Genomic DNA, 15,356 nt, shown 5'->3' with positions numbered 1-15,356 from the left:
TGCAACCCTATATTGCCTGCATTAAATATGTTTGTAAATATCAATCGGCACCTTAAAAGGTCTATTCGGCAGTTCTCTGACCAACTTGGGTACCAAATAACCTGGTAATGCTGCTAATAGTGACCAGTAAAGCTCAATTGCAGACCGCTCGTCATTATCAAAGTGTGCTGCACCAGCCACCTTATCTAAAACATGTAGATAATACGGCAACACACCAGAGTCGAACAAACGCTGACTTAATGCAGCCTGAGCTTCAGTATTATCGTTGATATTTTTCAATAGTACGGCTTGATTCAATAATGTCACGCCAGCAGATCGAGCACGCTGCAAGTGCTCTGCGGTTAGCTCATCAATCTCGTTGGCATGATTACAATGAATCACCATCACAATACGGCAGCGACTTTGGGACAATCTGTCTAACAGCTCACCATCCAATCGCGCTGGTATGACCAGTGGTAGACGAGTATGTAGTCGAATCGTCGTCAGCTGCGGGATAGACTCCAAAGTATCCAACCATGCAAACAGACGTCTATTGGTCACATTTAAAGGATCACCACCGCTTAAAATCACTTCATTGATTTCAGGATGCGCGCTGATATAGTTGATGATATTTTCTTTTGCATCAGCAGTTGGCATATTGGCGCTATAGTCGAAATGCTGGCGGAAACAGTAACGACAATGAATCGCGCACGCCCCAGTAATCGTCAGTAATACTCTTGATTGGTACTTGTGCAGCATTCCTTTGACAGGGTTTTGGCTGTTTTCGCTTAAAGGATCTGCTACATAGCCTGTTACGTTGATTTGCTCTTGTTGGTCTGGCAGTATTTGTCTTAATAACGGATCATCACGGTCGCCCACAGTCATTTTTGCCACAAAGCCGCGCGGCACACGCAGCACAAAATGCTTCGGCACATAGACGTCTGCGCGTAGTGAGTCGAGTTTTAGGAGACTGAGCAGCTCGTCAACAGACGTAATGGCTTCCGATAATTGTGTTTGCCAGTTTTTTTGTGTGATTAAATGGTTTATCATGACAGCCTACTACCTGTGCCCAAAATCGGATATTATACGCCCTTAGTGTCTACCCTATCAAAGTATACCGCTAATACGTAAGCACTTGGCTTGGCAGCAACTTTTGGTACAGTCAGCCTCATATCTATCTACTACCATATCTACAACCCCTAGGAGTCTCTTGTGGCAAGTTTTTCTACTAATGAATTTAAAGCTGGTCTAAAAGTCATGCTTGATGGCAACCCTTGTGCCATTCTTGAAAACGAATTTGTCAAACCCGGTAAAGGTCAAGCCTTTAACCGCGTTAAGCTGCGTAATCTTCGTAGTGGTAAAGTACTGGAGCAAACATTCAAATCAGGCGACAGCTTAGAAGCGGCTGATGTGATGGATACGGAAATGAACTATCTATACAACGATGGTGAGTTTTGGCACTTTATGCACCCTGAAAGCTTTGAGCAAATTCAAGCTGACAAAAACGCAATGGGCGACGCGATACAGTGGTTAAAAGAGAACAGCAATGCTCTATGCACCATTACTTTGTTCAATGGCACACCTTTATCAGTAACGCCGCCTAACTTTGTTGAATTACAAATCACAGAAACCGATCCTGGTGTACGCGGTGACACCTCAGGTGGCGGCGGCAAGCCGGCTAAGCTAGAAACTGGTGCCGTGGTACGTGTACCGCTATTTGTACAGCAAGGTGAAATCGTCCGTGTTGATACGCGTACTGGTGACTATCAAACTCGCGTAAACTAATAGCGCGATAAGCGTGATTGATCGCTGAGATTGTTGTGTTGATCACTAATAAAAAAGCTTAACCGCTATATAAACGGTTAAGCTTTTTTGTGTTTACAGCGGCTGTATTTATTGTCGCATAGTCGCCTTTAACGTTTGGTAGCGCCTAGTATTTAGTTAGTCGCGCCTAATATTTAATAGTCATTGTCATGGCAATTATCATGATAACGACCTGTGACTTACTCTTCTTCTAATTGCTTTTGTATCAACCAATATTGTACTAAAGCATTTAGCTGCTCCTTTTTAAAAGGTTTGGTGCAATAATCTTGCATACCAACTTTTAAGTACTTTTCGCGCTCTCCATCCATGGCATTGGCAGTCAAAGCGATAATAGGTGGTAGGTCTTGAGGGTCATAAAGCTCATGCAGCTTAATAGTGGCCTGTACACCATCCAAAATCGGCATGTGATGATCCATCAAGATGACATCATAACGTTTGGGAAACAAAGCAAAAGCTTCAATCGCTTGTTGACCGTCAGTCACATGAGTGACGGTATGACCGCTATTGGTCAGTGCCTTTCTGGCAATAATGGCATTAACGGTATCATCTTCTACCAATAAGATATGACCTGCACGCTCGTGGCTAGGCTCTGCCATTGTGAGATCATGAGAGTCTTGCCATGCTTCGTATTTCTCTTCATCAATAGTCGGTAGCGGCAATAAAACCTGAAAAGTAGTCCCGACACCTACCGTACTATTGACGCGGATATGACCACCCATCAGTTCGACTAAAGACTTGCAGACAGACAGTCCAAGACCTGTGCCACCATACAGACGATGCGTGAACTTATTGGCTTGTCCATAAGCATCAAATATGGCTTCTAGTGACTCAGGTTTGATGCCAACGCCAGTATCTGTCACCTCAATACATAAGGTTATATTCTTATCCGCCTTACGTTCTAACGTCTCCTGCCTCATGCTATTTTTGTCAATATTTTCACGATAGCAATTATTCATATGCTTGACATCAATACTCACTCTCCCGCCTTCACGAGTAAACTTAATCGCGTTATTGACAAGATTTGCGATGATTTGTTTGAGACGTACCGGATCCCCTTTTACATAAGGTGATAACGACTCGGTATAATGGTAATCTAGCGTCAAACCTCGTTGACGTGCCTTAATAGAAAATAGGCTGACCACTTCATTACATAATGTAGATAAATTGAGTGGGATAGAATCAATATACATTTTTCCAGACTCAACTTTCGATAAGTCCAAAATCCCATTAATAATCACCATCAAATGCTCATTAGAGACTTTGATGTTATCTACATACTCTCGCTGTTCAGCGCTAAGCTCAGTGTCACCTAGCATCTCTACCATACCAATAATACCGTTCATTGGTGTTCGTATTTCGTGACTCATATTGGCCAAAAAGTTAGATTTCATCTCATTGGCATGTTTGGCATCACGTTCTTTATCCTGTAGCTTCAACGCATCTGCTGCCATCATCGCAAACTGCGCCAATATCTCTTTTTGTTGGTCACTAAAGCTATGGTTGGGCTTGGTATCCATCAGGCATAATGAACCTAACCGATAACTTTTATTGCCCTCATGCAAAATGATCGGTGCACCCGCATAAAACCGCAAATGAGATAAGCCAGTAACTAATGGGTTCTGACGAAAGCGATTGTCCTCCAATGCATCTGGCACCACAAAGACTTCGTTAGATAAAACCGTATAATTACAAAAGGCTACTTCACGTGTTGTGGTACGTACACTCTCAGTCTCACTGTTGAATTTGCAGGCTGCTTTTAAATATTGTGTTTCCTCATCCATAAAAGTGATCGTTACCACCGGCACATCAAAAAACAGCTTTACGAGTGCAACGAGTCGATCAAATGCAGGCTCCTCATCTTCATTGAGTACCTGATATTTTTTCAACTTGTTGATACGCTCTACTTCATCTACCGCTACTGGGTAGCTGCTTTTAGGTGAGTTAGATATAGACAAGATCGACTCCATTAAATAATATCAGACGCTCGATTGGTGACTCGTCTGCTTTATCAATAATTGTAACGCTTCATTGACCATAATCATTGCGACCACCGATGTGACGACCACTGCCGACCCATAACCACCACATTGTAATCCGCCTGCTTGGCAGCTCTTATCCACATGTGGTGGCTCGGTAGAATAAACACATTTGATACCGAACTTCTCTTTTAGCGCGCTATTGATGCCTTTTTCGTGGCGCAGCTTATTACGCAATTTGGCAAGCAATGGATCTTGATAGCTATCACGCAAGTCGCTCACTCTTATTTGACTTGGATCTATCTTACCACCTGCACCACCTGCACAGACCAGCTTTAATTTATTAAAACGGCAATGTAGGGCAATCGCCAGCTTGGCATTCATATCATCGACGCAATCTAAAATCACAGTAGGCCTACCTTGATCGGCTGCTGCTTTCGCTTCGTGGCGACCCGGCAGTAGCGCTGCAACGTTTTCGACGGTCAAGAAATCATCAACGAGATTTAAGGTGACTTGAGGGTTGATCTCCTTAATACGTGCCGCCATTGCCTCAATTTTGCTTTGACCAAACGTACTGTCTAGCGCCGGTAGCTGCCGATTGACATTAGAGGCCACCAAAACGTCCAAATCAATTAAAGTAATAGTTCCGACTGCCGTACGTGCCAACGCTTCTGCCGCCCAAGAACCAACACCGCCTACCCCAATGATATAGACATGCGATGATGCAAAAGTATCGACAGCGGACATGCCATAAAGCGTGCGCGTACCTTGGAAGCGGCGGTCATACTGCTCATTTTTTTCATCTACGCTAGCTTGTACATTATCATATTCGGTAGAGACTGGCTCTACGACTGGGTGCTCAATTTGTCTGGTTTCATTCATAGCTTTTTAAATACTCTTTTTAAATATTTTGACTGTGCTTACTTCATCTTTTAAGTATAAGTTTAATAATTATGTTGGGTAGGCCCAGTTTACTTTTAGGGCATCGCAGCTATTTTGCCATAACTGCTTAGCAAGTTTATCCTGTGAGACACCCAATAATTCACTTAAACTCGACAATACCCAAGGCAGATTAGCAGGAATATTCCTATCGTGTGCGTGGGCTGCCTCCCATTCATTGTCTGGGCTTTGTCCAACGGCTGAATGCTGACTATTTGAAGTTTGGCACATAATCGGAGTCATGTCCGGACAGTCTGTCTCAATCACCAAGCATTCGATACCATATGTATCCACAGCGGCCTGAATAGCACGGCGCAGTTTTTTGGCATTTGGGTTGGTCACCTGACCTGTAACACCCAGCTTAAACCCTAGTTTCACAAATGCCTTGGCTTCTTGCTCACCGCCACTAAAACTATGCGCAATACCGCCCAATGTATGAGCATCGTATTCATGCGCTTTTAATATAGCGAGCGCTTCGGCGTGCGCCTTACGAATATGAAGCATTACGGGCAACTGATGGGTCACAGCGATATCTAGCTGCGCCTCAAAGAACCGCTTTTGTTTATCAAAAACATCAGGCTCTTTCATTACATCGGTAAAGGTATCCAAACCAATTTCACCGATGGCTAATGGTCGACTATCCGCAACCATTTGTGCCAATTCTGTCAAATGAGCATCAGTATGCTGCTCGATATAAAAAGGATGTAAGCCTAACGCAATATGCGTACAGAAATCAGACTCGTTATGCTCGCCAGTATCTATGCCAAAACGCCTTGATAACTTATCGATCAACTGCTTAGTGTCATACATACGCTCAAAATGCTGATAAAGATAACCAACCAGCACAAGATGACGTATACCTTGATGGTAAGCGCTTTGAACCTGTTGCTCTCGATCATTATCAAATACTGGGGCATCAAAATGTGTATGGGTATCAATGAGCGAATAACAATTGCTCAAGGCTTGATTTATCCTATTTGATGACTCAGGACCAGACATAAATACACTCCAAAAACAACGTGTTTAGCAAAATACCTTATCAACCATCATATTATACACATGGTTGTAGTAACAGCTTATTCAAGCGATGCAGCGTTTACTATAAAGCGCTATGCGCCCCTACTGGGTATCCTTATTCCCGTGATGAGCATTCTTATTTTTTAAATTTGCGATATTAGTGTCAGTCACCTTATCGGATTTTCGACTACTACGCCGAGGAATAATCAATAAGGCGGTGGCCACAGCACCCAAGACCAGCCAACTTTTACCCCTTTTATGATTTGCCATGACTATCTCTACCTATTGATACAGCACCAATTTTATGGATATAAATGTGCATACCTATTTTTATCTCACTAAAGTTTAGTATACGTAAAATACGACGGTCGCTCTGTTTAGCTGTGTTACGAATACGCAAGCCAATGTACGATGTAACGTTTATTTATTACACCGTACATTGGCTTGTACTAATTGAGAGGAATGAGTGGATTAAAATAGCAATCTGTGACAGTTTTAGCGATTTAGAGGATATGTCGTTATACTATTGTTAGGACTGTCTACCTTGGTAAATCCTTGAGAGGTTGATCTGGATGTTTGATCGCGCTTAGGAATAAGGGGGTTGAGCGGCATCAATTTATAGTCTGCATCGACATTACCATCCCAGCCCTGTGTTCCGCTCAAAGGGAGCTGTTTGATCGTACCATTTTTATCGATGACTAATTGCAGTACACGCATCTGGTTAAATTTACGCTCGGTCACACTGGCAACCGCGCCACCATCACGTAAGATGGTTGGCTGCAAAAATATGATCAAGTTACTCTTTTGAGTACTGTCATTGTCAGAGCGGAACAACCTGCCAATCACTGGTACATTTCCTAAGCCCGGAACTTTTTGCTGGCGTGTGGTGCTATTGTCACGCATCAAACCACCTAGGGCGATGGTCTGCTGATCATCGGCTAAAATCGTTGTATTAATGAGACTTTTATTGGTAGTCAAACCACTAGCATTGCCAGTAGTACCTGGTACGACGGAAGATACTTCTTGTGAGACCTCCAAACGTACGGTGCCATTATCACCAATATGAGGGATAACGTTAAGATTGATACCAATATCTTGACGATCAATGGTCTGGAAAGGGTTGTTTGAGTTGTTACCACTAGTAGTATAAGAACCTGTGACAAAAGGTACGTTTTGACCAACCAAGATACTGGCCTTTTCATTATCCAATGTCAAAATAGACGGCATGGACAATAGATTGGCACTGGTAGAAGAGTCGAGTGCCTGCAAAATGGCACCATAAAATTCCGTATTACCCTGACTGTCTTTTCGGCTATCGCCAATCCCAACCAATGCACCAACGATAGAGCTGGCAGCGGAGCTAATACCTGCGGCGCCCGCAGCAGCACTACCACCCAATGCGGCAGCGGCCAAGGTGGTCGCACTAGCACCGACATTATTGAAGTTGACGACGCCATAGCCACTATTGGCATTACCAAGCGCCCACTGAACGCCTAGCTGGGTCGCATCATCGCCTGAAACTTCGACGATAGCAGCTTGAATCAAGACTTGTGCGCGGCGACTGTCCAATTGATTGACGGCATCTTCAATCTCAAACATCAGCTCAGGGGCAGCATTGACGATAACGGCATTTTGTGTCTCATCAGCGATGATACTAAAGGGTTTTCCACCAACGCCTGTGCCCGCACCACTAGTACTGCTGGTCGGTACAACGGCTGTGCTACTACTGCCTATACTCTCACTCGCCGCACTGTTAATGGTTGCCCCTGTACTGCTTGCATCATTTAAAGAAGCGGACTCTAACGTTGAGGTGGCTCCAGCGCTATTAATCGATTGATTGGCCAAAATGCCTCGTAGCATATCGGCAATATGGCTAGCACTGGCATACTTTAGGCGAAAGACACGTAAACCGCTCAGTCTTCTTGTCGGTGTGGTATCTAGTTGATTAACCATCTCCTGAACTTTGGCAATCATCTCAGGACTGCCTTTGACCAGCAATCGATCACTTGATGAATCAGCGATCACTTTGAGTTGATTATTACCACCTTGTGCTTGTCCGCTACCAGCGCTTGCCACCAAGGCACTGATTAGCTCCATCATACGTTCGGCATCGACGTGGCGTAGTGGTATCACTTGCAGACTGTCATTAATATTGCTATCCAAGTCTCGGATAAGTGCGGTGAGTTGATTCAGGCTATCCGCACGATCTGATAGCACCAGCGCGTTCACACCAGGCACAGCGGCGGCATGTGCAGACTGCGGCATCAAAGGTCTTATAACGCCCAATACTTCTGCTGCTTGAGTGTTTGTTAAATAAATCACTCGGGTTGCGAGCGACTCACCGACACTATTGCCGCGCAAATCAACGGCGACACCAGACTGCTTGGCGACATTGTCAGGTACCAGTTTGATTGTCGTACCTGACTCTATCGCTGCAATCCCATTGACTTGCATCACACTTAAAAATAGCTGATAAATCTCATCACGCGATAAGGCTTTGTTCGAGATGACCGTCACATTGCCGTTGATACGAGGATCAAGGACAAAGTTTTGGTCAGTGATGGTTGCCACTTCATTAATAAAGGCTTTAATATCGGCATCTTGTAGGTTGACCTTCCAGCTCTCAGCACTCGCTAGGCCCATACTAGCAGCCCATAAGGGTACCGCTAGGCACAGAGGACGACACAGGCGCATCAAACGCGGCAGGATACGGTGTAACGGTGTGGCTGAAAATTGATGAAAACTTACCATATTGATAATTACCTACAGTGATATTGCGTCATATGTACTGAGTTTTTAACGAGCAATCCTTGCTAAAAGTCCGTCTTATTAGAACTGCTGGCGGATAGTAATAACTTGCTCACCACGTTGAACCTCGATTTGTGCTTCGCCTGCTTGCTGTACTTGCTGTAATACGCTTGCATCCTGAGCAGGATTGTTGCCCACGTTTTGCCCGTTTACTGTCAACACTTTGTCGCCTGGCTCCAGTCCCAGTCGATTGCGTAATTTTGATGGCATCGCTGCGGTGACTTGATAGCTTTCACCTGAGGCCATCACCCCCATTCTACTCAAATAACTGGCAGGATTTTCTTGCAGCGCGGTGACGGCTTCTTCAATCGCCGTTTGCGGACTGCTTTCACTATTCGTCTCTGTCGGTTCAGGCGGCGTATATTGTAGGGTCTGGGGCGCTGTCGGCAACATACTATTGTCCGGCAGACGCTGATTACTGACGCCGCCTGCCAGCATGTCACCTTGATCTAGCGGCATAGCATCTGGCATGCTAATCACGGTTTCTTTATCATTGGCATCCGCGATAATAACCGAATTCCAATCAACAGCGACAAGGATATAGTCGCTGTCTTTTAGTCCATCACCAATTCGGTAATTTTTCACCTCACCATTTATGTTAAGCAACGCTGAAGACATGCTCTCCGGTATGGCGAGTAGTACGCCTTTAAGCTCAACATTGGGTGGTGGCTGGACTGCCGCTGCAATAGGGTCAGGATCAGCAAATATCGCAAACAAACCACTATAGTCATTGGCAGACTTTGTATTGTTTTGCAAAGGGGCTAGCGGCAATGCTGGTGCTAAGGGCGCTGCTAATAGTAACCACAAAAGACGCGCCGCTGTCCAACATAGCCAAGCAATTGCCAGTAGCAACAACCACCCTGAAAAACGATTGAGAGTATTCACGACAGGCTTTAATCTGGCAGCAATATTTGACATTTAGGGCGCCCCCAAACCAGCTAGCAGCGGCTGGCGCACACTAACGACTGGTGTGTCCTGCGGTGCTTGCCCTTTATATTCAGGCATGTTTTCTAATAGGCGCTGAGTCAGACTGACATCTAGCATATTGTCCCCGTCTATATACAGATCGCCTAAGCGCTTATCTTGATTATTCAATAGGTTGATGTGCAGCAGGTTTTTATTGTTTTTTCGCTCAGCACTCAGCTCAGCACGTAACGCAGGCATGGTGATATAAAAAACCTTACCCCCACTCGGATAGCCCACTTCACCGCCTACCCATGTCAGCTGTCCTGATGCCTCACGAAACCCTGCCGCATTGTTAGCAGATTCGCTCGTAGATGACGCTTTATCACCAGATTGACGTTCTAACGACACTCCATTGACCTGAATGGGCGTATTAGGCAGTTGCCAATCAACCACACTTGCCAAAGTCTCAGGAGCAATCTTTCCGCTCATATCATCAACTTGCCATGAGTTTAAACCCAGCTTTACCTGTCCGTTCAACCTCGTTTGCTCTGAGTTGATAGTCACATCGGCACCAAGCTTGCCTGTGAGCAGTTGCCATGGCTGCCATGACCATTTGGCCATCCCTGTGAGCGGTGTCGATGATAGAGGAATTTGCCAAATGGCAGAGCCCTGCCATACATTGCCAGACACATGCTGCACATAAGGCGTATTGGGTGCATACTTTTGGATTAGCCATGCCGCTGGCATTTGCAATACAGCAAATAAGGCAAACAATACAAATCCGATCAGCCACCAAAGCTTGCGGGGACGCTTATGAGACAACTCAGATACTTGGGCCACGGTTGCACAACTCTTATATAAGACAAAAACGTCATTATCATAACAAACAATGACCTATAGATGACAGAAAAAAAGCCAGTATCTTTTTACCAAAATATTGGCAATAGAGATACTGGCTTTTTTATTTTGCAAAGCCTCAGTGCTTATGACTAAATGATTGTAAATAAACCATTATCCATAAGACTGATAAGCTCCGTCTCGTACTGTGTTACGACTCGAAACTATCTAATTGGATAGCCTAATTAGATAGCAAAATCTTCAAGGTCACGACCTGCTGCTAGCGCTTCAACCAACCATGTTGGCTTACGTCCGCGACCAGTCCAAGTTTCTTCCTTGTTATCAGTATTGCGATACTTAATACTGCGTTTTTTCTCTAGTTTTTCACCAGCTTTTAAGATCTCTTCAATCGTAGCGTTGCTGTCTTCTGCAATTTGCTCAAACTGAATATAAGCATCATACAAACGCTGATGCTGTTTTTTGGCAATAAGCTGCTGTGCATTTTCGCTGATGGCACGTAGTTCATCTACGTTTAAGTTATCTAAATCAATTGCGTTATTTTTACTCATAGTAAGTCCAACTGTCGGATAAAAAATATCACCTCAATAGAGACATTGTACCTATTGAGATACCTGAATGATGACCCATTCATCATTAAAAAATTAATAGTTTTTAAGGGTTCATTTGATTTTTGATTAATCAAAGATTATTCATAATTATTTTAATAAACATGAATAATAAAAATATTGCTGGCAAACATAAGCATTCATTATACCTTATATAGCAAATGGCTATCGACAATAATTACTTATCGAAACTTAGCTCAACAAATTTCTATTTTCTATAGTGTTTCTTAAATGCGGTATTCCCTGAATATTAGTACTTTTTCATTTTTTAATAAAATAATATTCATTCATACACTATATTAATAAATCTGATTTATTAGCATCTAATAATTAGGCGCTGTAGCAAAAGCATATGAGCTTGCGAACGAATGCTTGTCTAAACCCTAACGACTTTTATTTAGCCTGTTTGTGCACTCAGCTCATTCATCAACCCATGAGCAGATTCAGCATTTAGCAGGTAAGGGTTAAAACCAATAGTCGTAGAGTACTTTAAATAGATTGCGGCGTTCTCTTCGGTCGGAGACGCATAGTTCATCGACCATTTCGCCCACTCCCTATGCTTTAGCTCACGTGTGTCAATAATCTGTAGGTCGTGATGACGCTCATCGGAAATGAGACTGTATAGCAATCGATTAATTTGCGCTCTTGGGCCTTCTATCGTCTGCAAAAAATAATCTTTATTGAACGTTAGCATCCCAGTGATACTATTAGCAGCGTTATTTATCTGTGCTTGCTGTAATATTTCATTGAAATCGGTCGCTGATACATTTGGGTTTGCACGGCTAGCATAGGTCATGCTCACTAAGATATGGGCATCTGCGTGTGTTGATGTCATGTTTGTTCTCTTATACAAATATTATGAAAGCGGATCGCATTTATAGGCATTACTCAATTAACCAAGGGCATACCACGGTTTTTTCTTTTGAGAGGCACACTGCTCTTCTTGCTCTTGAAGCTCAGATAATGTATCAATCAGCATCGTGATTTGGTTGGTACTCATTAAGTAAGGATTGAACTCACTTCCTGTCGATAATTTTAACGCCAGTCCTTTGTTCTCTTCACTTGGAATCAAATACTTCATTGACCATTTACTCCAATGGCGCTGCTCAACTTCACGGCACTCTATCACCTGCAAAGAATGATGACGCTCATCTTGCACAAGCTTTCTAAGCAAGCCATTGATAACCGGCCTAGCCCCTTCGATACTTTGCAAAAAGTAGTTATGGTTAAACACCAACGCACCAGTGATGCCATTGCGCTCATTGTTTTGCTGAGCCTGCTCAAGGATACGAGTGACCTCACCGTTAGCATTATCAGTGTTGTAACGGCTGATATAAGTCAGACGCAAAATGATATGCTCACCCTGCCGCATTTTTAGACTATTTGACTCTGAGAGATCGACTGATTCCATAATTTTTTCCAATTAATTTGCTAGATTTATAAAAAAGGCGGTGCAGGTATTGCTAATCACTCATCAATGGCCGTACTAACGTGACTGTTGAATTTTTTTGATAAATTTGCTCATACCACGTGCTAGATTCGCGTTACTGCTCTTTTGTACTTCTTGTGCCAACAGTAATAATTGCGCGCTGTCCTCACACTGCTCTAGACTCAGTAAATAGCCCCAAGCTTCTGCAGGTGGTGCATTTTTTTCAATGTAGGTCGCCAAGTCAGATTTAAGGGTTCCATAGTTGGCACCAGCAACTTTTGCCTTCAACATACTAGCGATAGACTTTTTGCCAGCCTCTGCAATTTTGCTTGGCGGTTTGCTATTAAAAGTACGATCGAACTCTATCTCAGTACTGACATCAAATGAGTTGCCTGTAGATTGAGGTTGCCCTACGACTGGCACTTGAGGAACAGTAGGTGCTTCGGTTACAGTAGATACCTGAGGCGCTGTTTGGATTTGCGAACTGGCGTTAGCAGCACCAATCAGTTCAATACACTCAAGCTCTAAAAGCAACTCAAATAAAGGCCCGACACCGCCAAAATCAGCAAAAATTTTGCTATTATCAAGCGTATCAAGATAGTTTTGATACGTGCGCTTGCCATCAATCATAATCAGCAATGTTCTCGCTTCTCGCGGCAATATACCGAGACTTTGAGACTTTATTTCTGCTCTACCTAAATCGCTTTTGCGAAACACGTCACCGTAGTTCATTCTTTATACTCAGTATTGACAGCAAGATAGGCATCTTACCGGTAAGACGCCGACCCAGATAATTTTTATTCTTTTCAGCCATGAATGGCCAAACTCTGATAGATTTGAATTTATTGTTAACTTATGCTTTACATGTAACCTTGGCGCTTAAAATAAGCTACACTATTTAATTAAATAGAGTATATCAATGTCATTAATAGACTGTTAGCACTAATTGAATTGGATAGCACAAACGGTTTATATAAGGTATGGAAGGTAGTTTTTATAAATTTCAATATAAAAATTGAAAATAAAAATAATGGCAACAACGCTTTTAAAAAATAACGGTTATATACAACAGTGAATAACCACACTTCCTTGATAAACCACTCAATAGTAATCGCATATATTTCCAGCCTTTAATAGCAGAATAAAAAAATAAACATAAGTTTATTTTTTTATTAGTAAAATAACAATAAGTAAGTCTATTATTTGAAACTTAATCTCTGATATCGCGTGAATATAAACATATAGGTGATTTTCTAATAATTTATTCATAAAAACTAAAAAACCCCGCTATTAACGGGATTTTCAATTCAAAGATACTTGTTCAAATCTTTATCTTTTAAACAAAAAAAGAGCCTATAAATATAGGCTCTAATGACTTTTCTCTACACTATTAGATTACGTATTCCTCAAAACGGGATATCATCGTCTACAGGGCCATCTGACATTGCCGTAGGCTTAGATTGCGCGGGTTGATTAAACTGATTTTGCGGCGCAGGTGCATTTTGGTTATTAAAGCTGTTCTGACCGCCACTCGCTTGGTTATTGTAGCCGCCTTGCTGTGCTGGCTGGCTACCTGCTTGCTGACCGAAATTATTTTGGTTGCTTTGACCGCCTTGGTTGCCATAGCTGTTTGAATTCTGGCCACCTTGATTGTTACTAAAGCCTCCATTATCGCTTTGGCCACCACTCATACCATCAAGCATCTGCATTTGCTCAGCTCGAATCTCAGTGATATAACGGTCTTGGCCGTTCTGGTCTTGGTACTTACGCGTACGCAAGCTGCCTTCGATATAGACCTTGCTGCCTTTACGCAGATACTGTGCAGCGATTTCACCCAAACGATTAAACAGTGAGATACGATGCCACTCTGTCGCTTCTCTTTTTTCACCGCTTTGTTTGTCTGTCCATTGCTCAGAAGTTGCCACCGAGATATTGGTCACGCTCCCGCCATTATTAAATTGACGCGCCTCAGGGTCTGCTCCAAGGTTACCGATAATGATAACTTTATTAACTCCGCGCATGATACCGTCCTTTTACTTATGAATAATTATTCGATAGAAAAAATGATTCCTATCAATGATATGATTTTACTTTAACCAATTTTTGTTTAAATATCTAGCAGGTTTTATTAGTATACGACAACAAATGTCGCCTAGACATATTAATTAAGATTTAAAATTTTAATAGATAAAGATGCTGTTATTTTGCCATTTTAAAACGCTGATGAACACTTTCAAACTATATCAATTCTGGTTAGCACCTTGATTGCTATCACGTAATTTAGAGGAAGAGTTCTTGCGATGCATACTTAATGTCACACTTCCTAACTCGACGCCAAACTTTGTCATCACTGAACGATTGAGCATGACATCGTCATTAATGAGATACATCCAATCGTCAAAATTCACTTTGTAGGTTTTGTCCTCGACTGGCAGATTTAATACATAATTCCAATGCAGGGTATTGCCTACCACATCGCCGGTTGCCGCGCCAACGACGTCGCCTGCTGTACCAATCCAGCGTCCATTACTTTTCTCAGTCAGTCGCCATATACGCTGCGATTTTGACCCATCTGCCCACGAAAATTTTTCGTCCAGAATGATGACATCATCGCCTTCGTGAGTCGCATCGATATCGACATAAAAGCGTTTTTTGACCTCGCCATTTCGCCCTTGGAACATGCCCCACCCCTCGATTTGACCTGAGAAAAACTTATGCATATCAAGCGTTGGTGTGGTGTTCTGATAGGCTTGAATATTTTGCGTGGCACAGCCAGATGTCAGTAGCGTGGCCGATAGACCAATACCTACTGTTAACTTGGCAATTGAGCAATGCGCCTTCTTTTTACCTTCTATGACACTACCAGACAACATCTTAAATTTACTCATATTAATTCCTTTTAAATAGAGATAAATATCTGACACTCACCGATTAATGATTATCTATACGCTACACGATCTATACGGCTGCTGGCCATTCAATTCTGCCTATTTGCCCTTATTTCTATAAATTTGG

The 15,356-nt window shown here is 42.8% G+C and carries 14 protein-coding genes; 1 reads left to right on the top strand and 13 read right to left on the bottom strand.

The window, feature by feature from the left end:
- Nucleotides 1-21 precede the first annotated feature (21 nt).
- Complete coding sequence (epmB, locus tag AC58CZ_RS01245; RefSeq protein WP_494223580.1) at nt 22-1,029, bottom strand: EF-P beta-lysylation protein EpmB; 1,008 nt, start codon at nt 1,027-1,029, stop codon at nt 22-24.
- 162 nt (nt 1,030-1,191) lie between these two features.
- On the opposite strand from epmB, the gene efp reads away from it, so the two are divergent.
- Entirely contained in the window at nt 1,192-1,764 is a 573-nt protein-coding gene (gene efp, locus AC58CZ_RS01240) for an elongation factor P (protein ID WP_058025610.1), read from the top strand.
- Between the two features lie 218 nt (nt 1,765-1,982).
- Here the strand turns inward: efp and AC58CZ_RS01235 are convergent, their stop codons facing one another.
- From AC58CZ_RS01235 to AC58CZ_RS01180, 12 genes are all read right to left on the bottom strand, one after another.
- On the bottom strand, nt 1,983-3,758 hold the full coding sequence (locus tag AC58CZ_RS01235) for an ATP-binding protein (RefSeq protein WP_494223581.1): 1,776 nt from the start codon (nt 3,756-3,758) through the stop codon (nt 1,983-1,985).
- 21 nt (nt 3,759-3,779) lie between these two features.
- Complete coding sequence (locus AC58CZ_RS01230; RefSeq protein WP_494223747.1) at nt 3,780-4,526, bottom strand: ThiF family adenylyltransferase; 747 nt, start codon at nt 4,524-4,526, stop codon at nt 3,780-3,782.
- 204 nt (nt 4,527-4,730) lie between these two features.
- Nucleotides 4,731-5,717, bottom strand: a complete 987-nt coding sequence (locus AC58CZ_RS01225; protein WP_494223582.1) for a TatD family hydrolase — start codon at nt 5,715-5,717, stop codon at nt 4,731-4,733.
- A 513-nt stretch (nt 5,718-6,230) separates the two neighbouring features.
- Nucleotides 6,231-8,486 carry a type II secretion system secretin GspD gene (gene gspD, locus AC58CZ_RS01220; protein ID WP_494223583.1) on the bottom strand — a complete coding sequence of 752 codons (2,256 nt, stop codon included), beginning with the start codon at nt 8,484-8,486 and terminating at the stop codon, nt 6,231-6,233.
- A 78-nt stretch (nt 8,487-8,564) separates the two neighbouring features.
- Nucleotides 8,565-9,461 carry a type II secretion system protein N gene (locus tag AC58CZ_RS01215; protein WP_494223584.1) on the bottom strand — a complete coding sequence of 299 codons (897 nt, stop codon included), beginning with the start codon at nt 9,459-9,461 and terminating at the stop codon, nt 8,565-8,567.
- Nucleotides 9,462-10,289: a type II secretion system protein N gene (gene gspN, locus AC58CZ_RS01210; protein WP_494223585.1), complete on the bottom strand. Its 828-nt coding sequence runs from the start codon at nt 10,287-10,289 to the stop codon at nt 9,462-9,464.
- Between the two features lie 242 nt (nt 10,290-10,531).
- A complete protein-coding gene (locus AC58CZ_RS01205; protein ID WP_186473828.1) occupies nt 10,532-10,855 on the bottom strand; it encodes an H-NS histone family protein in 324 nt (107 codons plus the stop codon).
- 454 nt (nt 10,856-11,309) lie between these two features.
- The gene (locus AC58CZ_RS01200) at nt 11,310-11,747 is read right to left on the bottom strand and encodes a BLUF domain-containing protein (RefSeq protein ID WP_494223586.1); all 438 of its coding nucleotides are present in this window, start codon (nt 11,745-11,747) and stop codon (nt 11,310-11,312) included.
- A gap of 57 nt (nt 11,748-11,804) precedes the next feature.
- Nucleotides 11,805-12,323: a BLUF domain-containing protein gene (locus tag AC58CZ_RS01195; RefSeq protein ID WP_494223587.1), complete on the bottom strand. Its 519-nt coding sequence runs from the start codon at nt 12,321-12,323 to the stop codon at nt 11,805-11,807.
- 75 nt (nt 12,324-12,398) lie between these two features.
- Entirely contained in the window at nt 12,399-13,073 is a 675-nt protein-coding gene (locus tag AC58CZ_RS01190; RefSeq protein WP_494223588.1) for a hypothetical protein, read from the bottom strand.
- 674 nt (nt 13,074-13,747) lie between these two features.
- Nucleotides 13,748-14,362, bottom strand: a complete 615-nt coding sequence (gene ssb, locus AC58CZ_RS01185; protein WP_494223589.1) for a single-stranded DNA-binding protein — start codon at nt 14,360-14,362, stop codon at nt 13,748-13,750.
- Nucleotides 14,363-14,584: 222 nt separating this feature from the next.
- Nucleotides 14,585-15,229, bottom strand: coding sequence for a DUF3833 family protein (locus tag AC58CZ_RS01180; RefSeq protein WP_494223590.1), 645 nt, complete (start codon nt 15,227-15,229; stop codon nt 14,585-14,587).
- Nucleotides 15,230-15,356 lie beyond the last annotated feature (127 nt).

Source organism: Psychrobacter sp. CR212, assembly GCF_059693765.1.
Note: the sequence above shows the minus strand (reverse complement) of the source record. Positions and strands in the feature narration are given on the sequence as shown.